The sequence below is a fragment of the Nitrospirota bacterium genome (assembly GCA_040757595.1).
Lineage (GTDB): Bacteria > Nitrospirota > Nitrospiria > Nitrospirales > Nitrospiraceae > JBFLWP01.
In genome coordinates this window covers 316567-338579 of sequence record JBFLWP010000001.1, presented here as the reverse complement: position 1 = coordinate 338579, position 22013 = coordinate 316567, and the positions used below count along the sequence as shown (strand labels likewise).

The 22013-nt window shown below is 67.1% G+C and carries 20 protein-coding genes; 16 read left to right on the top strand and 4 right to left on the bottom strand.

The features are described from left to right. Positions 1–15 precede the first annotated feature (15 nt). From mutL to AB1411_01705, 8 genes are all read left to right on the top strand, one after another. Positions 16–1812: a DNA mismatch repair endonuclease MutL gene (mutL, locus tag AB1411_01740; GenBank protein MEW6542314.1), complete on the top strand. Its 1797-nt coding sequence runs from the start codon at positions 16–18 to the stop codon at positions 1810–1812. Between the two features lie 39 nt (positions 1813–1851). Continuing rightward, positions 1852–2892 (top strand): tRNA (adenosine(37)-N6)-dimethylallyltransferase MiaA, encoded by a 1041-nt coding sequence (gene miaA, locus AB1411_01735; protein MEW6542313.1) that lies wholly within the window; start codon positions 1852–1854, stop codon positions 2890–2892. A gap of 17 nt (positions 2893–2909) precedes the next feature. Continuing rightward, positions 2910–3803, top strand: coding sequence for an S-methyl-5'-thioadenosine phosphorylase (gene mtnP, locus AB1411_01730; protein ID MEW6542312.1), 894 nt, complete (start codon positions 2910–2912; stop codon positions 3801–3803). A 104-nt stretch (positions 3804–3907) separates the two neighbouring features. After that, positions 3908–4822: a PfkB family carbohydrate kinase gene (locus AB1411_01725; protein MEW6542311.1), complete on the top strand. Its 915-nt coding sequence runs from the start codon at positions 3908–3910 to the stop codon at positions 4820–4822. Further along, complete coding sequence (locus AB1411_01720; protein MEW6542310.1) at positions 4819–5505, top strand: tetratricopeptide repeat protein; 687 nt, start codon at positions 4819–4821, stop codon at positions 5503–5505. The genes AB1411_01725 and AB1411_01720 overlap by 4 nt, the downstream gene beginning before the upstream one ends. 9 nt (positions 5506–5514) lie before the next feature. Beyond that, complete coding sequence (locus AB1411_01715; protein ID MEW6542309.1) at positions 5515–6369, top strand: RodZ domain-containing protein; 855 nt, start codon at positions 5515–5517, stop codon at positions 6367–6369. After that, positions 6366–7178, top strand: a complete 813-nt coding sequence (locus AB1411_01710; GenBank protein ID MEW6542308.1) for a purine-nucleoside phosphorylase — start codon at positions 6366–6368, stop codon at positions 7176–7178. The genes AB1411_01715 and AB1411_01710 overlap by 4 nt, the downstream gene beginning before the upstream one ends. Before the next feature lie 184 nt (positions 7179–7362). Further along, on the top strand, positions 7363–7812 hold the full coding sequence (locus AB1411_01705; protein MEW6542307.1) for a cytochrome c: 450 nt from the start codon (positions 7363–7365) through the stop codon (positions 7810–7812). 101 nt (positions 7813–7913) lie between these two features. On the opposite strand, the gene AB1411_01700 is transcribed toward AB1411_01705, so the two are convergent. Beyond that, positions 7914–9830 carry a caspase family protein gene (locus AB1411_01700; protein MEW6542306.1) on the bottom strand — a complete coding sequence of 639 codons (1917 nt, stop codon included), beginning with the start codon at positions 9828–9830 and terminating at the stop codon, positions 7914–7916. Between the two features lie 132 nt (positions 9831–9962). On the opposite strand from AB1411_01700, the gene AB1411_01695 reads away from it, so the two are divergent. Together AB1411_01695 and AB1411_01690 are read left to right on the top strand one after the other, a co-directional pair. Further along, entirely contained in the window at positions 9963–11690 is a 1728-nt protein-coding gene (locus AB1411_01695) for a carbamoyltransferase C-terminal domain-containing protein (protein MEW6542305.1), read from the top strand. A gap of 59 nt (positions 11691–11749) precedes the next feature. Further along, positions 11750–13294, top strand: coding sequence for a hypothetical protein (locus tag AB1411_01690; GenBank protein ID MEW6542304.1), 1545 nt, complete (start codon positions 11750–11752; stop codon positions 13292–13294). Positions 13295–13932: 638 nt separating this feature from the next. On the opposite strand, the gene AB1411_01685 is transcribed toward AB1411_01690, so the two are convergent. From AB1411_01685 to AB1411_01675, 3 genes are all read right to left on the bottom strand, one after another. Beyond that, positions 13933–14379 carry a DUF5615 family PIN-like protein gene (locus AB1411_01685; GenBank protein MEW6542303.1) on the bottom strand — a complete coding sequence of 149 codons (447 nt, stop codon included), beginning with the start codon at positions 14377–14379 and terminating at the stop codon, positions 13933–13935. Then, on the bottom strand, positions 14303–14575 hold the full coding sequence (locus tag AB1411_01680) for a DUF433 domain-containing protein (protein MEW6542302.1): 273 nt from the start codon (positions 14573–14575) through the stop codon (positions 14303–14305). Before AB1411_01680 ends, AB1411_01685 begins: the two co-directional genes overlap by 77 nt. Positions 14576–14668: 93 nt before the next feature. Then, the gene (locus tag AB1411_01675) at positions 14669–15424 is read right to left on the bottom strand and encodes a dolichyl-phosphate beta-glucosyltransferase (GenBank protein ID MEW6542301.1); all 756 of its coding nucleotides are present in this window, start codon (positions 15422–15424) and stop codon (positions 14669–14671) included. A 170-nt stretch (positions 15425–15594) separates the two neighbouring features. Here AB1411_01675 and AB1411_01670 point away from each other — a divergent pair, with 170 nt between their 5' ends. The 6 genes from AB1411_01670 to glp all read left to right on the top strand — a co-directional run bounded on the left by AB1411_01670 (position 15595) and on the right by glp (position 21993). Next, positions 15595–16377, top strand: coding sequence for a hypothetical protein (locus AB1411_01670; GenBank protein MEW6542300.1), 783 nt, complete (start codon positions 15595–15597; stop codon positions 16375–16377). Positions 16378–16560: 183 nt separating this feature from the next. Further along, positions 16561–18108, top strand: coding sequence for a Do family serine endopeptidase (locus tag AB1411_01665; protein MEW6542299.1), 1548 nt, complete (start codon positions 16561–16563; stop codon positions 18106–18108). Between the two features lie 71 nt (positions 18109–18179). Then, entirely contained in the window at positions 18180–19121 is a 942-nt protein-coding gene (gene tatC / locus AB1411_01660; GenBank protein ID MEW6542298.1) for a twin-arginine translocase subunit TatC, read from the top strand. 18 nt (positions 19122–19139) lie between these two features. After that, the gene (locus AB1411_01655) at positions 19140–19622 is read left to right on the top strand and encodes a MogA/MoaB family molybdenum cofactor biosynthesis protein (protein ID MEW6542297.1); all 483 of its coding nucleotides are present in this window, start codon (positions 19140–19142) and stop codon (positions 19620–19622) included. A gap of 91 nt (positions 19623–19713) precedes the next feature. Then, positions 19714–20664, top strand: coding sequence for an Mrp/NBP35 family ATP-binding protein (locus AB1411_01650; GenBank protein MEW6542296.1), 951 nt, complete (start codon positions 19714–19716; stop codon positions 20662–20664). Between the two features lie 105 nt (positions 20665–20769). After that, complete coding sequence (gene glp, locus AB1411_01645) at positions 20770–21993, top strand: gephyrin-like molybdotransferase Glp (protein MEW6542295.1); 1224 nt, start codon at positions 20770–20772, stop codon at positions 21991–21993. Positions 21994–22013: the final 20 nt, after the last annotated feature.

The following is a 22013-nucleotide window of genomic DNA, read 5'->3' as shown; positions in this document are numbered from 1 at the left end:
GCGGAGGTTCCTCACGTGACCGGCGGCCCCGGCAAGATTCATGTCCTGCCGGCCGACGTCGCGGGTCGGATCGCCGCGGGCGAAGTCGTCGAGCGTCCCGCCGCGGTCGTCCGGGAGTTGATCGACAACAGCCTCGACGCGGGCGCCGCCAAGATCACGGTCGAGGTGACGGACAGCGGCCTGGGCGTGATCCGGGTGACGGACGACGGCGAGGGGATGACGAAGGACGACGCCCGACTGGCCTTCCAGCGCCATGCGACGAGCAAGCTGCGGTCGGAGCGGGACCTCTGGGCGATCACGACCCTGGGGTTCCGGGGCGAGGCCCTGCCCAGCATCGCCGCCGTGTCGAACATCAACCTGGTCACGGCCCGCCGGCAGGATTCGATCGGGACCAGGCTCGTCGCGACGGGCGGCGTCGTGACGAAGGTGGAGGAGGCCGCGGCGGCGCCGGGCACCCAGATCGAGGTGGCCGACCTGTTTTACAACACGCCGGCCCGCAAGAAGTTCCTCAAGTCGAAGGCGACCGAGTTCTCCCACATCTGCCAGGCGGTCCAGCAGGCGGCCCTGGCCTGGCCGCTCGTGCACGTGCGCCTCCGGCACAACGGCCAGGACGTGTCGGAATATGCCGCCGCGGCCTCCTGGAAGGACCGGGCGTTGCAGGTCTATGGGGCCGGGGCGCTCAAGCAGTTCCTGGAAATCAGAGGCGAACGGGCGGGAGTCAGGCTCGAAGGCCTCGCCGTTGATCCGAACCAGACGCGCGCGGCGCGGACGCCGCAGGATCTCTTCGTCAACCGGCGGGCGGTCAAAAATCCGACCGTGGCCCACGCAATCTATGACGGCTACGGAGCGGCGCTAGCCAAGGGGCGGCATCCCCGCTACGTCCTTTTTCTGGAGGTAGACCCGGGGCGCGTGGATGTGAACGTGCACCCGGCCAAGCGGGAAGTCCGGTTTGCCGACCAGGACCTGGTCCATCAGGTCGTGCGGCAGGCCGTCCACTCCGCGCTGGGCGGTCCGCAGACGGAGCCGGCCGGGCCGGGGACCGAGCCCGTTTCGTGGGGTGAGACGTCCCGCCGGCCCAGCCCTGCACCGTATCATCAATGGACCGCCGTCGGCGGAGAACAGGCCCGCCTGCACCTCACGCACGGGCAGCCGGAGCCGTCCAAGGATGGAGCGGGGCATGCCGGGACGGCCAGTGAAGCCGCGGTCCCTTATGCGGCCGGACCGTCGGGTGCGTTCGGTTGGGAGGTGGTCCCCCTCGGGCAAATTGCCCGCACGTTCCTGATCGCGCAGGTCGGTCCGGAGTTGCAGGTCATAGACCAGCACACGGCGCACGAGCGGGTGCTGTTCGAGCGGCTTTGGCGGGCCTGGACCAGCCAGACCGTGGCGTCGCAGCCGCTGTTGATTTCCGAGCCCATCGAGCTGCCGCCCGACCGGGCCTCGTTGCTGCAGCGGCATCTGGCCGATCTGGAGAAGCTGGGGCTGGCCATCGAACCCTTCGGGACTTCGGCCTTCGTGATCCGGGCGGTGCCGGCCCTGCTGGGACACCTCGACTACGGCTCCCTCGTGCAGGACCTGCTCGAGGATCTTTCCGAGTGGAGCTCGACCTCCTCGCTCGACGCGCGGGTCCGCCCGGTCCTGGCCTCGCTCGCCTGCCACGGGGCGGTCAGGGCCGGGCGGGGAATGGAGCTGGCGGAGAGCAGGCGGCTGATCGAGGAATGGGTCGGGGAAGGGCTTCCGATGACCTGTCCCCACGGGCGGAGGATTGCGCTGCGCCTGCCGGAAGAGGAATTGGCCCGTATCTTTGGGCGTTAGACGTGAAACGCAAAACGTGAAACGGAAGAGAGAGCAAACATGACCGGCGGCCTGTTCACGTCTCGCGTCTCACGGCTCACGACGGAGCTCAAGCCCGTCGTGGTCATTGCCGGACCGACGGCGGTGGGCAAGAGCCGGATCGGCGTCCTGCTCGCGCAGGCGCTGGGCACCGAGGTGCTGACCGCGGACTCCCGCCAGGTCTATCGCGGGATGGACATCGGGATGGACAAGCCGAGCCTCGACGAGCGTCGGGGGATCCCGCACCGGCTGATCGATCTCGTGGAGCCGGACGAACCGTTCAACGCCGGCCTGTTTCGACGCCGGGCGCTCGCGGAGATCGAGCGGCTCTACGAGGAGGGCCGGGTTCCGCTGGTGGTCGGGGGGACGGGGCTGTACATTCGCACCCTCCTTCGGGGGTTGTGGGACGGCCCCGTGGCAGATTGGAGCCTGCGGGCGAGGCTGATGGAAACGGCGCGGGCGGAGGGGCCGGAGTCGCTCCATCGGGAGCTGGCTCGCGTGGATCCGGAATCGGCCGGCCGGCTGCATCCGCGCGACCAGGTGAAGATCATCCGGGCGCTGGAGGTTCACCACCTCTCGGGCCGTCCGCTCTCGGAAGCCCATCGCGCCCATTCGTTTGGCGAGCGACCCTTCTCGCCCCTGCTCCTCGGCCTGACCCGGGAGCGGGCCAGCCTCTATCGCCGTATCGAAGCCCGGGTGGAGGAGCAGTTAGCCAAGGGACTGGTGGAAGAGACGGGGCGGCTGCTCGACCGGGGCTACGGACGGCACTTGGGCTCCATGAAGGGGTTGGGCTACCGGCAGATCGCCGGCTATCTGGCCGGCGAGTACTCCTACGAGGAGGCGGTGCGGCGGCTCAAGCGGGACACCAGACATTTCGCCAAACGGCAGCTCACCTGGTTCCGCAAGGAGCCGGGTCTGGTCTGGGTGAGGATCGAAGAGCGGGAGTCGCCGGAGCAGGTTGCGGCCAGGCTATTGGAACTGGTCGAGCGGTTCCTTTCGGAGCTGGCGGCCTCGGTCAGGTCCGGAGCCGGGCCGGCGGCGACCGGCACGGACGGTCGGTAAAGGAGAGAAGGGAAACAATGGCAAGGAAGACGAGCACGAAGAAACCGCAGGCGGACATCGGGATCATCGGCGGGAGCGGCCTCTACGAAATGGAGGGGCTGGAACAGGTGAAGGAGGTCCGGCTCAGCACGCCGTTCGGGCGCCCCTCGGACGCGCTCGTGCTCGGCACGATCGACGGCGTGAAGGTGGCGTTCCTCTCGCGGCACGGCCGCGGCCACCGGTTCAGCCCCAGCGAGATCAATTACCGCGCGAACGTCTACGCGCTCAAGTCGCTGGGCGTGACGCGCGTCATCTCCGTGAGCGCGGTCGGCAGCATGAAGGAGACGGTGCGGCCCGGCGACGTGCTGCTGCCGGACCAGTTCGTGGACCTCACCAAGCGCCGCGCCGGCACGTTTTTCGACCGGGGCGTCGTGGCGCACGTCGCGTTCGCGGATCCGGTCTGCGGCAGGCTCGCCGAGGCCCTGCGCAAAGCCGCGCAGGAAACCGGCGCGACGGTCCACCACAGGGGCGTGTACCTCTGCATCGAAGGCCCGCAGTTTTCGAGCCGCGGCGAGTCGCTGTTCTACCGGCAGTGGGGCGTGGACGTGATCGGGATGACCAACATGCCGGAGGCCAAGCTGGCCCGCGAAGCGGAGCTGTGCTACGCCACGATGGCGCTGGCCACGGACTACGACTGCTGGCACGAGAGCGAAGAATCGGTGACGGTCGAGGCGATCCTGGCCACCTTGCACAAGAACGTGGCGCTGGCCAAGCGCGTGATCCGGGCCGCGCTTCCGGTCGCGGCCGAGCCGCGGACCTGCCTCTGCGGGACGGCGCTCGCGAAGGCCGTCCTGACCGCCCCGAACCGGATTCCACGGGAAGCGCGGAAGCGGCTGGACCTGCTGATCGGCCGGTATCTCAAAAAGACGTGATGGGCGACGGGTGATGCGTGACGTATGAAGTGTGAAAAGAGTCAACCCATCACCGATCACCCATCACACTTCACAGACAACGCGTAACGAAAGGGCTGTGGGAAATGGGAGAGTTGCTCGTCGTCGGGTCGGTGGCGCTGGATACGGTCCGGACGCCGTTCGGGGTGGGAAACGAAGTCCTGGGCGGGTCGGCGACCTATTTCGCGACCGCGGCCAGCTACTTTACGGGTGTGAACCTCATTGCGGTCGTGGGGGAAGACTTTCCGGAGCAGCATCTCGCGTTCCTCAAGAGCCGCGGCGTGGATCTGGCCGGGCTCGAGCGGCGGCCGGGACGGACGTTCCGTTGGAAGGGCGAGTACACGCACCAACTGAACGAGGCCCACACCCTCGAGACGCACCTGAACGTGTTCGAGACGTTCCGGCCCAGGATTCCGGACCGGTACCGGTCGCCGGACCTGCTGTTCCTCGGCAACATCGATCCGGAACTGCAGCTCGACGTGCTGCGCCAGGTCAACCGGCCCAAGCTCGTGGCCTGCGACACGATGAATTTCTGGATCGAGGGCAAGCGGGACGCGCTGTGGCGCACGCTGGCAGAGGTGGACGTGCTGATCATCAACGACGGGGAGGCCCGGGCGCTCGGCGGCCAGCCGAACCTGGTCAAGGTGGCCAGGGACGTCCTGGCCCGCGGGCCCAAGCACCTCGTCGTCAAGCGCGGTGAGTACGGGGTGTTGCACTTCAACCGCACGTACACCTTCGGGGCCCCGGCCTTCCCGCTGGAGGAAGTGCGGGACCCGACCGGCGCGGGGGACACGTTCGCGGGCGGCTTCATGGGCTACCTGGCGGCGACGGGGAACCTGTCGGACGCGGCGATCCGCCAGGCGATCATCTTCGGCAGCGTCATGGCCTCGTTCACGGTTGAGGCCTTCAGTCTTGACCGGCTGCGGTCCCTCGATTACAAAGAGATCCAAGGACGGTTCCGCGAGTTCAAGCGGTTGACCCATTTCGAGGACCTGTCGTGAACAGGCGCGTGCTCCGGCGTTCCGGCTGGCCCGTCGGGCTCCTGGGAGCCTGTGCGACCGTGCTGCTCGGCACGGGGGCCGGCTGCGGCGCCACCGAAGAGCAGATCAAGAAGGCGGACGGTTATTATCGGGAGGGGTTCGCGAGCCTGGAGGCCGACCGCCAGCAGGCCTACGTCTCGTTCCAGAAGGCCGTCCAGGAGAACCCGAACCATCGGGACGCGCACTACTACATCGGACACATCCTGGCCAATCAGCGGAAATATGGGCCGGCCGAGCGGGAGTTTCGGGAAGTCATCCGGATCGACCCCGATTATTCGGAGGCCCACACCTATCTGGGCGTGGTGCTGGCCAGTCAGGACCGGTGGCAGGAGGCGATCAAGGAGTACCGCCGCGCGCTCGACAATCCGCTGTACCCGACGCCCGATGTGGCCCTGTACAACCTGGGGCAGGCGCTGGCGCGTGAAGGCGACATGCAGGGCGCGGCGCAAGCCTTCGAGGACGCGCTGCAGGTCAGACCGCCCAACGTCCAGCCGGCCCAGCTTCACCTCCAGTTGGGCATCGCGTACTACCGGCTCGGGAGCAACGAGAAGGCCCGCGAGTCGTTGAGGCAGGTGACGGCTCTGGACAAGGGCGGGCAGTTTGCCGCTGACGCCGAGAAGTGGCTCCGGCGGCTGAAGCCGTAGCGAGGCATCATGGAATCAGTCGGCGACTTCTTCAAACAGGTGCGCGAGACCAAGGGGCTCACCCTCGACGAGGTGGCCTCGAAGACCCGCATCAACCCCGATTTCCTGCGAGCCCTGGAGGAGGGCAACTTCTCCAAGCTGCCCGATCAGGTCTTCGCCAAGGGATTCGTGCGGTCCTATGCCCGGTCCCTGGGTCTGGACGAGGAGGACGCCATGCGCCGGTTCGTGGAATCGGCGGGGACGTTCTACGAGAAGCAGTCCGAGCTGGAGCAACTGCGGGTCCGGCAGGAGGAAGACGAGCGGCGCAAGAAGGCCAATCGCAAGGTGGTCATCGCCGCCGTCGCCGTCGCCCTGCTCGCGCTGGTGTTGCTCCTGGGGCGTGAGCAGGCCGCCGTGTCCCCCGGTCGCCAGAGCGGGGAACCGGAGCAGACCGGCAAGAAGCTGGCGGTCCCAAGCCGGCCCGCCCCGGCTCAGCCAGCACCGGCGCCGTCAGAGACGGCGCCTGCGGTGGCGCCCCAGACCCAGGGGAGCCAGCCGAGCGAGCCGGCCGCCTCCCTGCCGATGACCAGCGCGCCGAACGAGCCGTTGCTCGGGCTTCCCTTGGAAGGGGACGCGTCCCGGGACGGGCTGACCTTGGATATTGAAGCGCTGGAGCTCAGTTGGGTCGTGGTGCAGGTGGACGGAGCCAGCCCGCACGAGGCCCTGCTCCGGCCGGGGGAACGGGCCCGGTGGAAGGCCGCGGACCGGTTCACGCTCACGCTCGGCAACGCCGGGGGCGTCCGCGTGGAGCTGAACGGCAAGCCGGTCGGACCGTTCGGTCCCAGCGGCAAAGTCGCCCGCGACATCGTGATCAAACGTCCATGACGGGTGACGGCTCTCCTTCCTCTCTGACGCAACAGGCGATCGACTCCCTCCGCTCCCGCCTCCCGGCGCTTCCCACGGTCGGCGTCATTCTCGGCTCCGGCCTCGGTCGTTTCGCCGATCAACTCCCCATTCTCGCCACAATTCCCTACACGGAGATTCCGGGATTCGCCGCCTGTTCCGCGGCCGGACACGCGGGCCGGTTGGTCCTGACGGACCGCTGCGGTCCCCGCGTGGCGATCCTGCAGGGACGCGTCCACCGCTATGAAGGCCATTCCCTGGAGACGGTCACGCGGCCGGTCCGCGTCCTGGCCGGGCTCGGCGTCAAGACGTTGATCGTGACCTGCGCGGCCGGAGCGCTGGACGACGCACAGCCGGGGACGCTCCTGCTCATCGAGGATCACCTGAACCTGATGGGCGACAATCCCCTGGCCGGCGCCGGATTTCAATTCGTCGAGATGGCGCGGGCCTACGATCCGGACCTTCTGGGCCAGGCCGAGGGCGCGGCCAGGGCCGCCGGCCTGCCCGTCCGTCGCGGGATTCTGGCGGCCGTCACGGGGCCGAGCTATGAAACGGCTGCGGAAGCGGCCATGCTGGCCCGGTTGGGGGCCCACGCGGTCAGCATGTCCGTCGTGCCGGAAGTGATCGTGGCGCGCGCCCTGGGCCTCCGGGTCCTGGGGCTGGCGCTGCTGACCAACCGGGCCGGGGCCCCGTTGAGCCAACAGCAGGGACACGAGCTGGTCGTCGCGGAGGCGGAGAGGCGCGCCGCGTCGGTCGGGGCCGTGCTGGAGGGGGTCCTTCGCCGCCTGTGAACGGAGCCCGGCAGCCCCTGGCCGACCGCACAGGGAAAGCCTCTGTCGCTGGCGGAGAAGCGGCTGAAAGGGCTCAAATTTTCTTGACAAGCCCGAGAAGCGGTTGCTATATTCCTGCCGCTTTAGCGGGGGTTACCCGTCTTTATTTTCTCGCAACCTTGATCCAAACAAAGGAGGAGCTGTGATGCGGTATGTTTCGAGGTCAATCGGTCTCTTGACCGCGCTGATGTTCGTGGCGGCCACCGCGGCGGTGGCGGAGGAGCGGGACCCGCTGAAGCCCCGGGTTCCGGCCGACAAGATCGCCGAGGCCAAGGCGATGAAGAACCCGGTTCCCGCGACGCCGGAGAACGTCGCCAAGGGCAAGGCCCTGTTCGAGGGGAAGGGCACCTGCTTCAACTGCCACGGCAAGGAAGGCAAGGGCGACGGCCCGGCCGGCCAGATCTTGAACCCCAGCCCGCGGAACTTCACGAACTGCAAGTTCCACAAGAAGCGGAAGGACGGCGAGCTCTTCTGGGTGATCAAGAACGGCAGCCCGGGGACCGGCATGGTGCCGCTGATTCCGGCCGCGATCAACGAAGAAGAGGCCTGGACGATCATCAACTACGAGCGGAGCTTCTGCAAGAGCGGCGACTAAGCGCCGCCAGGGCTTTGCGGAATCGGAGAGGCGGAGGGGCGTCCCCCTCCGCCTTTTCTTTTGCCTCGGCTGGCCGCCGAAAACCGGCCCACGCGGGTCGGCTAGCGGGCGGTTCTCGTCAAGGTGAGTCCGGCGGCTTTGCTGGAAGCGGTCAGCGGCGGCAAGATCTGCGGGCGCTGGTCCTGGCCGAAGTCGCCCTTGGCTGAAGTCGGAACGGCTTGGCGGAGGAACGAGGCCAACTCGCCCAGCGTCACGTCTCCGTCGCGATTCGCGTCGGCCTCGCCCGCAAGCCCGCGCAGGAGATGGTACGTGAACAGCCCGTGCTTGAGCTGCTCCGGCTCGAGCCCCGGCTGTGTGCCGGTCGTCCCGATCAGCTCGACCAGGTTGCCGTTGCCGCCGGCCCACTTGGGCCACTTGCCTTTCGCCTTCGCGTCCTTTCCGAGCCGCGTCACGGATCCGTCGAAGATGAGCAGGGCGTGCCGCGCCTTCAGCTTGCCGAGCGTGTCCTGGAGGTCCTTGACCGGGTAAAGCCGCGCCGCCGAGGTGCCGCTTCCTTCGTACGGCACCAGGTAGGTCTCGCCTGAGACGTCGACCTTGGCGTGGCCTGCGAAGTACACGATCACGACCGACTCGCCGGTCAGGCGGGGCGGCAGCCAGTCCATCAGCGTCTCCTCGATGTCCGCTCGCAGCGCCTTCCGATCCTGGAGCACCCGTACGTTCGAGGCCGACACGCCGCCCAGGGACTGAAAATACGAGGCAACGAGTTCGGCGTCCCGCGCGGCGTATTTGCGGGCCGGGATCTGCTGGTCGCGGTAGCTCCCCAGGCCGATGGCGACCAAGTGCGTCTGGGGCCGCTGGAGCCCCGAGGAGGCCGGCACCCGATCCACGTCTTCATAGGAGCGGGCTGCCTGCGGGCCGGCCGACGCGCGCGTTCCTGCCGGCCTGACCGTGACGGCCACAGTCTGGACCGGGGCCGCGACTGCGCCGGCTGCGGCGAGGGACACCTGCAGCTCGCCCCGCAATTCTCCGGCCGAGGGGGGGAGCGTCGCGGGAAACTCCACGGAGCGTGATTCGCCGGGCTGGAGCGTCCCGATCGGCAGGCTCGTGGCCGGGAATTGCGAAAGGATCGCGGGGGAGCCGCTCAAGGAAACGGAGACGTTCTGGGCTGGCGCTTGGCCGGCGTTGATCAGGTCCACGCGGACCTTGACCCGTTCGCCGCTCTCCAGCACGGCGTTGTTGTTCTCATCCAGGACCGTCGCCTTGAAGGTGAGGCCGGCCGGGCCGGCCTGTGGCGGGACTGGCGCAGGCGCGGCCTGGATCGCAGGGGCGGGTTGGACCGGGGGAGCCGGCTCGCCCGGCGGTCCGGCGGCCTGGGCGTAGGCCGCGTCGGGTGCGAGGAGGTTGCGCGCGTGCTGGACGAACTGGACGGCGAGGCCGACGGCTGCATCGTGGAGAAATTTTTCCGACCCGAGGTAGGCGCACCGGTGCTGAGTTGGTTCCAGGATCAGCTTCTCCTGCCGGTTCGCCTTGATCGGCTGTTCGAGCAGCACCTTGCCGGAGGAGTCCTTGAAGAGGGCCAACACCTCGAGGGTCAGGTCGGTGGGCAGGCGGTCGTAAATGCCGTCCGTCTGAATCTTGAGCCCCGCCTGCTGGAGCGTCAGGTACACCTCGACGTCAGGCTTCACGCCGGCCGGGACCTTGCCGCCGGTATAGACGGCCTTGAAGTTCTGATAGGCGGCCTGGATCAGCACCGATTCGAGCTCTTCCCCGATGCGCATCTCCTGGGGGGCGTTGCAGGCGTTGGTGAACTGGTCGCGAGCCTTGACCAGCGAAGGATCGAAGTCAATCCTGACCGACATGGGGATCGGCGGCCCCATGTCCGGCAGGGTGGCGCGCATGAAGACCCCCTTGGCCTTGTCGCATCCGGTCAGCAGCGCGATCAGCAGCACGGGTGCGAGCCCCGCGAGGCCGCATCGCAGCGGGATGCGACCCTGATGGGTGATCCGGAGGTTGCTCATGATTCGGCGACGGTGCAACGTTGAGAGGGGTGGAACGCGTGCCGCACGCCAGCCACCGTACCGGAATCGGGTGGCAATTGCAACCGGCGCGAAGCTTGCCCCAGTCGGGCCGCTCGTTTATCCTAGGCGGCCATGCGCGTCCTCGGGCTCCTGAACATGCGCGATGCGGCAGCGGCCCTGGTTCAGGACGGGCGCATCCTGGCCGCGGCCGAAGAGGAACGGTTCGTCCGCATCAAGCACGTCACCGCGCTCCCGCTCCACGCGATCCGATACTGTGTAGAGGAGGCCGGCATCCGGCTGGACCAGGTGGATGCGATCGCGGTCCCCTGGAAGTATTGGATGATCGGCCGCCGCGCCGCCCTGGCCCTGACCGCCATGCTGCGCTCGCCGACGCTCTTCCGGGTGAAGGGGACGAGGGGAGTCGAACGGTTGGGCCGCGAGTGGGCCGAATTGGCCCTGCTCTCGCGCAAGCTGGCCGCCGCCCTCGGGCCCGTTCGGGCCCAGCCGGTCTTTCTGGACCATCACCTTTGCCACGCCGCCAGCAGCTTTCTCGTCTCGCCGTTCGAACGGGCCGCGATCCTGGTCGTGGACGGGGCCTCCGAGGCCCACACGGCGATGCTGGGGGTGGGGGAGGGGAGCTCCATCAAGGTCCTCTCGCGGATCGCCCTGCCCCACTCGCTCGGCCAGTTCTACGCGGCCGTCACGGCCTTCCTCGGCTTTGTCCCGGATCAGGACGAATATATCGTGATGGGGCTGGCGGCTTACGGCGAGCCGACGCTCGCGCCGCTCCTCCGCGAGCACATCCTGCGGCTGGAGCCGGACGGCGGGTTTTCCCTGAACGTCCGGCTGTTCGATTTCCACCTGGCCCGGGTCGGCGTCTTCCTGCCGGACCTCGTCCGCCTGCTGGGGCCGAACCGGAAGCCGGGGGAGGAGATCACCCAGCGGCATCGCGATCTGGCGGCCAGCGCCCAGCTCGTGCTCGAAGAGACGTTGCTCCACCTGGCGCGCCACCTGCACCGCCTGACGAAGGTGGACCGTCTCTGTCTGGCCGGAGGGGTGGCCTTCAACTGCGTGGCGAACAGCCGGCTGCGCCGGGAGTCGGAATTCCGCGAAATCTATGTTCCGCCGGCGGCCGGGGATGCGGGCGCGGCGCTCGGCGCGGCGCTCTGGCTGTCCGCCCGGCGCGGAACCCTCGCCCGGCGCGAGGTCATGACCCAGACCTACCTCGGGCCCCGGTTCGGCGAAGCCGAGTACCGGCGGACCCTCGCCCAGGCCGGGCTGACCTGGGAGACGCTGCCGGACGAGGATTTGTGCGTCCGGGTCGCGACGGAGTTGGCCCGGGGGCGCCTGGTCTTCTGGTTCCAGGATCGTATGGAATGGGGTCCCAGGGCCCTCGGCAACCGGAGCCTGCTGGCCGATCCGCGGCGGGAGGACATGCGGGAGCTCATCAACAGCAAGGTGAAGCTGCGGGAGCCCTTCCGGCCCTTCGCCCCCTCCGTGCTGGAGGAACGGGCGACGGAGTATTTCGACCTCCCGGAGCCGTCCCCCTTCATGCTGTTCACCTGTCCGGTGCGCCCCTCGGCCAAGGGCATCATCCCCGCCGTGGTCCACGCGGACGGAACGTCCCGCGTCCAAACCGTGGATCGGACGGCGAACCCCAAGTACCGGAAGTTGCTCGAGGCCTTCGACCGGCTGACCGGCGTCCCCGTGCTCCTGAACACCTCCTTCAACGTCAACGAGCCGATCGTCTGCACGCCGGAGGAAGCCGTCCGCTGTTTCCTCCGAACGGACGTGGATTGGCTCGTGCTGGGCAACCTGCTGGTCAGGCGCCCAGGAGGGCGCGTGATCGGTGACGCGTGACGAGTGAGTAGGTGTGGAAGGGCAGCGGGTGAATAAGGTTTGAGCGGGAACAACCGTCTGTGAGATCCGAAGACAATACCCATCACCCATCACCCGTCACTCATCACTCATCGCCCCTAACCCTCGATATCTTTCTCCTGGTCTTCGTCCTGAATCTCGCCTTGCAGCCGCCCGTGGAGCCGGACTTCGGCTGGCACCTGCGGAACGGCCTCGATCTGCTGGAGCAGGGGCTGAGGGTGCCGGCCACCGATCCCTACTCCCACACCATGCCGGACTGGCCCTGGGTGAACCATGCCTGGGGGACGGACGCCCTGATCGGGTGGTTGTACGGGGGGCTGGGGCAGGCCGGGTCCCTGGGCGTCATCCTCTTCTTTGCCTCGGTGACCGCCGCCGCGTTCCTGGTGAGCGCCGGGCAGGCGAGGGCTGGAAGCACGAGCCGGCTGCTGGCCGTGTCCGGGGCCCTCTGGGTCGCTCTCCCGTTCCTCGGCACCAGGACCCAGTTGGTGACCCTGCTCGGGCTGGCGGTGACGTTGCGGTGCTTCGACTTGTATCGCGCCGGGCGGGTTTCGTCCCTCTGGGGCCTTCCGCCGCTGTTCCTCCTGTGGGCGAATCTGCACGGGGGGTTCACCGCCGGTCTGTTCGTCCTGGGTCTGTTCGTCGTCGCGGCGGTGATCGTGCAGCTCCTGCTCGTCCGCTGGCCTGCGCTGGCCTCCCGTTTGGACGAGCCGGCCTTGACCTGGCCCCAGATCGCACATCTTGCGCTCGTGCTCGTGGCGGCCTCAGCTGCGACGTTGGTCAACCCCTACGGCTGGCGGCTGCACGGGGAGATCTTCAGCTCCTTGACGGACAAGCTGATGATCCAGACCCTGCACGAGTGGCAGCCGGTCTCGTTGGGCAACCGGGCCGGGGCGACGTACGTGGGGTATTTGATCGCGCTGGGGCTGGCGGTCGCGGGGCTCTATCGCCGGATCGAGCCCCTGCGCTGGACGGTCCTGCTCGTCTTTCTCGCGCTCTCGCTGCGTCACTGGCGGAACCTCCTGTTCTTCCTCCTGCTGAGCGTGCCGCTCTGGGCCGAGTTGCTCGGCGAGGCGGCCAGGCGGGTCTCGGCGCGCATCGGTGAACCTCGCGCGCAGAAGCGGTGGCTCCTGGCCGCGACGGTGGCGGCGGCGCTCGTCATCGCCTCTTTGGGACCGGACCATCTGGAGCGGGTGCTGCTGGCAGGCTTGGAGCCGGAGGCCTATTTCAAGACGACCGACTATCCGATCGAGGCGGTGCAATGGATCAAGGGCCATCGGGAGCAGGTCGGGACGAAACTCTACAACGATTACGGGCTGGGCGGGTTCCTCCTCTGGTGGCTGCCGGAGGAGAAGATCTTCATTGACGGGCGGATGCCGGCCTGGCGGATCGGCGACCGGTGGATCTTCTACGACTATGTCGCGCTCACGGCCTGGGACCCGCCGGAACTGCGGGTGCTGGACAAGTACGGCGTGGACTGGGCCATCGTCGGGCGCAATACCCTCCTCGACGACACCCTGGCACAGGAGCCGGCTTGGCGGGAGGTCTACGGAGATCCGAAGGTCACGATCTTTGTCCGGCGGAAATGAATCGAGGAGGTAGGTTGGCCGGGTGACGAACGGCGCGCGCATTCGGTGGCGCCATGATGCGTTGGCGCTGGGCTGCCGGTTGCGGCCCTCCTGTTGGCCGCACCCCTCATCGGAATAACAGAACGGGGTGCGGCACCGGGTCCTGCTCTCGACAGGCAGTTTCACGCCATGTCGCGGCCCTCAGCGCGCATCCGTTCCACCCGGCCGTCAATCCGAGGCTAAAGAAACGGTGACGGGGACAGGTCGCTCGTTGGACCTGTCCCCGTAGATGTCAGTGCCTCGAGGATCTACACCAATGGACTTAAAAGGCACTATGCCGGTCTGTATAGCACGCCAGCCCTGCGCTGTGGATATCCTTGACAAGCCGTCGAAACATATGAGAATCGCGCAATCGATCCCAGTCTAGCGGGAGCGGGATATACCGGTCAGTATATTCATTAGTTAGCGGCCATCCGATTCAAACAGGGTTCAGCAAAACGCCAAAGACAGGCAAGCGCGGCTGCTGCCGATGCGCGGCGGAATCCTGCGCATGACGTGGTTTATCTGCTTGACCTGGGTCCGCCTGTGCGGACTCTGAGAAATAGGGGGCAATAGCTGATCCACCCGAAAAGGCTAGGGAATCAGGTTCGCTGTGGCTCTTACGGCGGTGGGAGCCACAGGACTTGATCGGTGAGATCGGCGCCTTGGTAGGTTGACAAAAAGGAATGGAGCCGCTTCACGAGGACCCGGTACGGAACCTGATGGGACAAGATAATGCCGCTGTGGGAACGGCCGGCTTGGCCCCACTCCCGGGCGAGTCGTAGGAAATCCCGCGTGTCATGGGTCAAGATTGCACGGCCAGTCCGGGTCGCGTGACGAAGCTGGTCTTCATCAGAGGCGCCGAGGCGACCAGCCTGCTGCGCCGTCTGACAGTCCACTCCTTGTTGTGAGAGGAACGAGGCCAGCACAGTCGAGACAGATTCGTCGAGGTAGAGCTTCACCGGATGCGTGTATGAGCGGGGGCTGTCTTCAGGGCTTGACGTCGATCGTTGGATCGAGGGATTCGTGTTCGGCGATTTCCCGATCGATCTCGTCCCGGTGGTCATAGTAGTAGGAGAGTGCATCGTGAATCGCCGCAAGGCTGAGATGGGGAAAGGTCACACGAAGTTCTTCGGGGGTATTCCCGTGCTGCAGGATATAGATCACCACGGCCCGGACGGTGAACCGAGTCCCTGTAATGCACGGGCTGCCGCCACAGACAGCCGGATCACTGGTGATATGAGGATGTAGCACCTTCGGCATGGCGATCAGACATCCTTGTGGCAACCTAGCCTATCTGAAAACCTAGATTCGGTCAAATGCAGCGTGCATCCAACGCGGTTAGAGATTAGGTAGCTAGGCCCGGGGGTGGTTGTACAGACCTCGTGCGTAGTTCCGCCGCACCGCCAGCAGTTCGCGGAACATCCGCAGCCCGTCGCGCAGGACCCGGACCTTGGAGCCGGGCTGGTCGGCCCAGTTGATCGGCACCTCCGCGATCCTGTATCCCCGCCGTTGGGCGACGTAGAGCAGCTCCAGGTCGAACCCGTAGCCGTCGATCCGGGCCACGGAGAAGAGAGCCTGGGCCACGGCCGCCCGGAACAGCTTGAACCCGCATTGCGTGTCGGCGATGCCGGGAACGCCCAGCCGCTGCACGACCCGGTTGAACAGGTTCCCAAGCAGGGAGCGGTGCCGGCGGACCAGGACCGTGTAGCGGGGGTCGCGATAGGCCAGGGGGCGCGAGCCGATGGCCAGGTCCGCCCCGTCGCGGATGGCGGCCTCCAGCCGTTCCCATTCCTGAATCGGCGTGGCTCCGTCCGCGTCGGCCATCAGGCGCAGCGCCCCTCGGGCTTGGAGCATGCCGGTCCGGACGGCGCACCCCTTGCCGCTGTTCCGGGCGAGGCGGATGACCCGCACGGCCGGCTCGTCGGTCCCGAATTTCTCGACCAGTGAGGCGGTCCCGTCCGTGCTCCCGTCGTCCACGACGAGGACTTCGTAAGGGACGTGCCGGCGTGAGAAATAGGCCGTGATGCCGGCGAGATACGGGGCGATACGGGCTGACTCGTTGTAGGCCGGGATGACGACGGAGAGGGTGATCGGGCCAGAGGTGGTCACGCAGGCTCCGGGCCTCCGCTGAGAGCGGGTGGCGACAAGTGGGCGCCAGCCTACCCCGCCGGGGAGAGGATTGCAAGCCGGATCCGGGCGCGAAGCCTCCGGCGCCCTTGCGTCAACGAGATAAGCAAGGGATAATGAGCAAAAGTTCTCTCCAGAGCGGGAGGTACGTCATGTCTCCGATCGGTTCCCTCGCACGGTCCGTCAGCCTGCTGGCGGGAACGGCGCTCCTGGCCGCATGCGCGTCCACGGTTCCCCCCAGCCGGATGGAAGCCTACATGGGCCAGCAGGCGCTGGCCGAGTCCCTGCCCGAGTCGGCGCTGCCCGAGCAACGGCCGATCCACGCGGGCCTGGTGCTGATCGCGGACACGACTGCGCCCGATGCGGCCCCCCGCCTACCCGACGAGGCGCTGAACCAGATGGCGGAGCAACTGCAGGCGGAGGTCTCGAAGGTCACGGCGATCCGCATCGACAGGATCGTGCCGGCGGAGGGCCTCAGGCCGGACGGAGAGGCCGCCCAGTTCTCGGCGTTGGGGAAGAAGCACGGGCTGGACTATCTGGTCGTCGCCGTGGTCTCCAGCACCGAGGTGGAGTATCCGATCTACGTCGCCGTGATGTGGACAAGCCAAGTCGTGCCGGGTCTGCGGCGCGACAACTGGTCGCTGGTCGAGGTCGCGCTGGTGGACGTGAAGGCCGGCCGCTCCCTGCTGCATGCGGAGGGGCGGGGCTGGGCCACGCTGGATCGGCCCACCGTGCCGGACGTCAACCTCTGGTATCCGGTCATCTGGAAACGGCCTCTGGAGCCCAACTGGCGCTGGTGGCCGCCGACCTACGAAGGCGCTCCCCATACGCTCCGGATCATCGCGATGCACGAGGCGGTCAAGCGCCTGGTGCTGAACCTCCAACAGGCCTGGCTCGTCAAGCGCGACGCAGAGATGGCGGCTCTGCGGAGCTGAGGAGCCGCCCATCCCTTTACTGAGCCGCGTCCGTTCGATTCCCTGTCGGCCCCGCGATTGCCGCGCCGACAGGGAGTTTTTGTCTTTGAAGGCGGCTCGCGGGTTGGTGTAGAATGGCCCCACGGCCGGGATGGAACCGGCGGACGGGACGGGGAAAAGACTTGAATTATTGAGGGCCTGATTATGCTGACGCGCGAGCGAGGTGACGAAGGGCGATGGGGTCGGAACGGCTGGCTGTCGGTCTGGCTGGCGGGCGTCCTGGGGGTGGGGCTGGTGGCTGCGTCCTGCGGCCTGCTGCCGTCGGTCGGGGACGCCGCAGTGCCCCCGTCGCTGGCCCAGGGCTTTTCGGAGATCGTCAAGAAGGTCACGCCTGCGGTCGTGAACATCGCGGTGACCGGCGGGGAAGGGCGACGGGAAGGCGGGCCGCGGCGCCGGCCGCTGCCGCCGGGGCCGTTCGGGGAGCCGCCCGGCGGCGGACCTCCGGGTGAGGAGCCGCCCGGCATGGAGCCGCCCATTCCGCCGCCGATGCCCGGCCCGCCCGGCCGCCCTGAGCAGAGCGCCGGCTCCGGCGTCATCATCGACGCGCAGGGCTACATCGTCACCAACAACCACGTCGTCGAAAACGCGAGCCAGATCACGGTGACGCTGAGCGATAAGCGCGAGTTCCCCGCCAAGGTCGTGGGCACGGACCCGAAGACCGATCTCGCGGTCGTCAAGATCGAGGCGCAGAACCTGCCGTCGCTCAAGTGGGCCGACTACGAGAAGGTGCAGGTCGGCGACCTGGTGCTGGCGGTCGGAAGCCCGTTCGGCCTGAGCTCGACCGTGACCCTGGGCATCATCAGCGCGCTGGGCCGCGGCAACGTGGGGATCACGGATTACGAGGACTTCATCCAGACGGACGCGGCGATCAACCCGGGCAACTCCGGCGGCGCGCTCGTCAACATGAACGGCGAGCTGCTCGGGATCAACACCGCGATCTTCTCCCGGACGGGCGGCTCCGAGGGCATCGGCTTCGCGATTCCCAGCAGCATCGCGCTGGACATCGCCGACAGCCTGATCAAGTCCGGCAAGGTCGTCCGCGGGTGGATGGGGATCGCGATCCAGGAGATCACGCCCGCGCTGGCCAAGTCCTTCAAGATTCCCGAGCAGCGCAAGGGCGTGCTCGTCAGCGACGTGAACGAGAACGGCCCGTCGTTCACCGCCGGCCTCAAGCGGGGCGACGTGATCATCGGGTTCAACGACCGCGAGGTCCAGAACGTCAGCCAGCTCCGGAACATGGTCGCGCGCACGACGGTCGGCCGCGACGCGAAGGTGAAGGTGCTGCGCAGCGGCCAGGAACAGATCGTCACGGTCAAGATCGCCGAGCGGCCCTCCGACGAGATGCTCGCGCGCCGCGAGCCGGCGGCGCCGGCTCCCTCGGAGCCGCAGGTGAAGCCCCCGGACAACGTGTTGGCGGCCTTGCGCGTCCAGCCGCTGACGCCGGAGACGCAAAGCCAGTTGAACGTGCCGGGCAAGGTCTCGGGCGTGGTGATCAGCCAGGTGGAGCCGGGGACCCCGGCGGAAGCGGCCGGCCTCCAGCGGGGCGACGTGATCCAGGAGATCAACCACGAGGTGATCAAGAGCCTGGAGGACTATCAGAAGGCCGCGGCCAAGATCAAAAAGGAAGAGATGGCGGTCCTCCTGCTCAGCCGGCAGGGCAACAACCTGTTCGTGGCGGTGAATCCGAAATAACCGGGAGCCGTCAGCATTCAGCCGCAGAGGTTCTGATTGCTCAAGGCTGAAGGCTGATCGCTGTCGCGCCGATGGACACCTCGAAGATCAAGAAGTGGCTCCAGGATTCGGTCTTCACGCCCCTCGAGGACAAGAAGATGCCGGTCATGGAGCACCTCGTGGAGCTCCAGGTCCGGCTCACCCGGGCGGTCGTGGTCGTGGGGCTGGTCTTCGTCGGGACGTTCTTCTTCGCCGACGAGCTGGTGCAGTGGCTCCGGGTGCCCCTCCAGAACATGTTCATCCCGGGCCAACTAGCCTGGGAGCCGACCGACCTGCCGTTGATCCCGTTCGTCTTCCTGGCTCCGGCCGAGGCCCTGTGGCAGAACGTCAAGGTGGCCGGCCTCTTCGCGCTGGTCCTTTCGACTCCGTACGTGTTGTGGGAGACCTGGCAGTTCGTGGTGCCGGGGCTCCACGTGCACGAGCGGCGGTTCGTCGGGCCGTTCGTGCTGATCAGCACGGCGGCGTTCTACGCCGGGATCCTGTTCTCGTTTTTCTTCGTCCTGCCGTTCGCGCTGAATTTCCTGATCTCCTACGGGGTCAACGCCGGGTTCATCCCGCAGCTCTCGATCGCGCAATACGTCGGCTTTGCCCTCTGGTTCCTGCTGATCTTCGGGCTGATCTTCGAGGTCCCGCTGGCCATCACGTTGATGGCCAAGCTGGGGTGGGTGGATGCGCCGTTCCTCAAGCGCTACCGGAAATGGGCCTTCCTGGGAGCGTTCCTGGTCGCCGCGATCCTGACTCCGACGCCGGACCCCTTCAACCAGTGTCTGATGGCGCTCCCGATGTACGTCTTCTATGAAGTCGGGATCGTGAGCGCCGGTTTCTTCAGCAAGAAGAAGACCCGGGCGACCGCGCCGGCCGAGGGCGGGGCGGCGGCGACGGCCGCGAGCGTCGCCCGGTCGGTCGTAGCCCAGCCGGCGGTGGCCGGCGAGAGCGAGTATGTGGGCGTGCAGACCGGCGGCCGGCGGCGCTGACTCGGTGTCGGCTTCCCGATGATCCGGGTGGCGGTCCTCGTGGTCAGCAGCAAGATCGCGACCGGCGCCGAGCCCGACCAGGAGCGCGAAGTGCTGGAGCAGATGGTCCGCGACCTGCCCGGCGAGGTGCTGGCTTACCGGGTGGTTCCGGACGACCGGAAGGAGATCCGGAACGGGCTGGTCCACTGGTGCGGGGAGCTCCGGCCGGACGTGATCCTGACGGTGGGCGGCACGGGCGTCCGTCCCACCGACTGGGCGCCGGAGGCGACGCGCGACGTGATCGAGAAGGAGGTCCCTGGCATCGGGGAGGCGATGCGGCAGGAGAGCCTGAAGAAGGTCCGGACGGCCATGCTCTCCCGCGGGACCGCCGGCATCCGGGGCGAGACGCTGATCGTCAACCTGCCTGGCAGTCCCAGGGGTGCCAAGGAGAACCTGGCGGTCGTCCTGCCGGTGCTGGAGCATACGGTGGAGAAAATGAAGGCGGTGAAGGGTCATGGGTGATGAGTGATGGGTGGCAAGACCAAAGAGCAAGGCCTCTGCTTCGTTCGTCGCTGCGCACCGATCACCTATCACCGATCACGGGGAGTTTGACGTGGCGAAGGAACTGAACATCATCCAGCAACCGGGCTCCGGCAGCGGGGACGTCTGCACCTACCTGTGGGCCTGCGCGATCTGCGACGAGACCGAGACCTGCCAAAAGGACAAGGAAGGGCACAGCCGCTGGCTGGTCGCCAAGCGCATGGAGCGCATCCAGTACAAGGTGCTCGTCATGAGCAACAAGGGCGGGGTGGGGAAGAGCACGGTCACCACCAACCTCGCCGTGAGCCTGGCGCTCAAAGGCCACGAGGTCGGTATCTGCGACATGGACATCCACGGGCCCAACATCCCGAAGATGGTCGGGGCGGAGGGGCAGAAGCTCAAGATCAGCACCTCGGGCGGGATCATCCCGTTCCAGACCTACAACCTCAAGATCGCCTCGATGTCTTTTTTGCTCCAGAACTCCGACGATCCGATCATCTGGCGCGACGCTTACAAGTACGAGTTCATCAACCAGCTCCTGGGCGGGGTGGAATGGCAGGACCTGGACTTCCTGCTCATCGACCTGCCTCCGGGGACCGGGAACGAGTCGGTGACGACCATCGACCTGATCGGGAACGTGAGCGGCTGCGTGATCGTGACGACCCCGCAGGAGGTGGCGCTGCTGGACTCGCGCAAGTCCGTCACGTTCGCCAAGGACAGCGAGATTCCGATCATCGGGATCGTGGAGAACATGAGCGGGCTGGATTGCCCCCATTGCGGGAAGCACATCGAGGTATTCCGGAAGGGCGGCGGCGAGGCCTCCGCGCTGGACATGGGCGTGCCGTTCCTGGGCCGCATCCCGCTGGACCCGGAGGTGGTCACCCAGTGCGACGCGGGAGAGCCCTTCGCGATGTTCTACTCGGACACGCCCACCGCCGACGCCTACCACGAGATCGCGAACAAGGTCGAGGCCTTCTGCAAGAAGAGCGGGTCGCTCCTGAAAATCGCGCCGAAACGGAACTGAGCCTGTGACAGGCGCGAGGCACGAGGCAATGGGCGAGAGGTTGAGGAAAGGGGTCGGCTTCCCCCATTGCCTCTAGCCTCTCGCGCCCCTAGCCGGGGAATTTATATGCAAGACTTGACGCCGTTACAGGACGCACAGAAGACGGTCCTGGCCGCCACGCCGGTGCTGGGCCTGGAAAAGGTCGGGCTGATGGAAGCGATCGGCCGGGTGCTGGGCGAGGATGTGATCGCCCCGCGGGACAATCCGCCCTGGGACAACTCCGCCATGGACGGCTTCGCGGTCCGCTGGGAGGACATCCGGCAGGAGCACGCGATCACCAAGCCGAAGGTCCTCACGGTCATCGAGGACGTGCCGGCCGGCAAGATGGCCGCCAAGACGGTCGGGCCGGGCCAGGCGATCCGGATCATGACCGGCGCGCCGGTCCCCAAGGGCGCCGACACCGTAATCAAGGTCGAGGACACCGAGTGCACCCCCGAGTCGGTGAAGGTCTTCAAGGAGGTGGAGCGGGGCGCGAACATCCGGCCCCAGGGGGAGGACGTCCGCAAGGGCGACTGCATCATCGCCAAAGGCACCCAGCTCCGGCCGGCCGAGGTGGGGATGCTGGCCATCCTGGCCAAATCCTTCGTGGTGGCCCACCAGCGGCCCCGGGTGGCGATCCTCTCCACCGGCGACGAGCTGGCCGACCTGGACGAGCGGCTCGACGAAGACAAGATCGTCAACTCGAACAGCTACGGGCTCGCTGCGGCCGTGCAGGAGGCGGGCGGCATCCCGATCCTGCTCGGCATCGCCAAGGACCAGCCGGCGGCGTTGAAAGAAAAGATCGCGCACGGGCTGAACGCCGACATCCTCGTGCTCTCCGGCGGCGTCTCGATGGGCGACTACGACTTCACCAAGGCGGTCTTCAAGGAGCTGGGCGCCGAGATGAACTTCTGGAAGCTCGCGATCCGGCCAGGACAGCCGCTGGCCTTCGGGAAGATCCAGGGCAAGCTGGCCTTCGGCCTGCCGGGCAATCCGGTCTCCTCGATGGTCACGTTCGAGATGCTGGTGCGGCCGGCCATGCTCAAGATGTCCGGACACCGCAGCTACGGCCGCCCGGTCATGCAGGCGGCCTTCCAGGAAAAATTCTCGAAGCGGAACGACCGGCGCCACTTCCTGCGGGGCATCCTGAAGAAGGAGGGCGACGTTCTGACCGTCCGCACGACGGGCGACCAGGGGTCCGGCATCCTGACTTCGATGGTGAAGGCCAACTGCCTGATCGACGTGCCGGAGGCCGTCGAGCGGCTGAATCCGGGCGACACGGTCACCGTCCACGTCCTCAGCAGGTATTGAGAAGAATGACAGGTTTATAA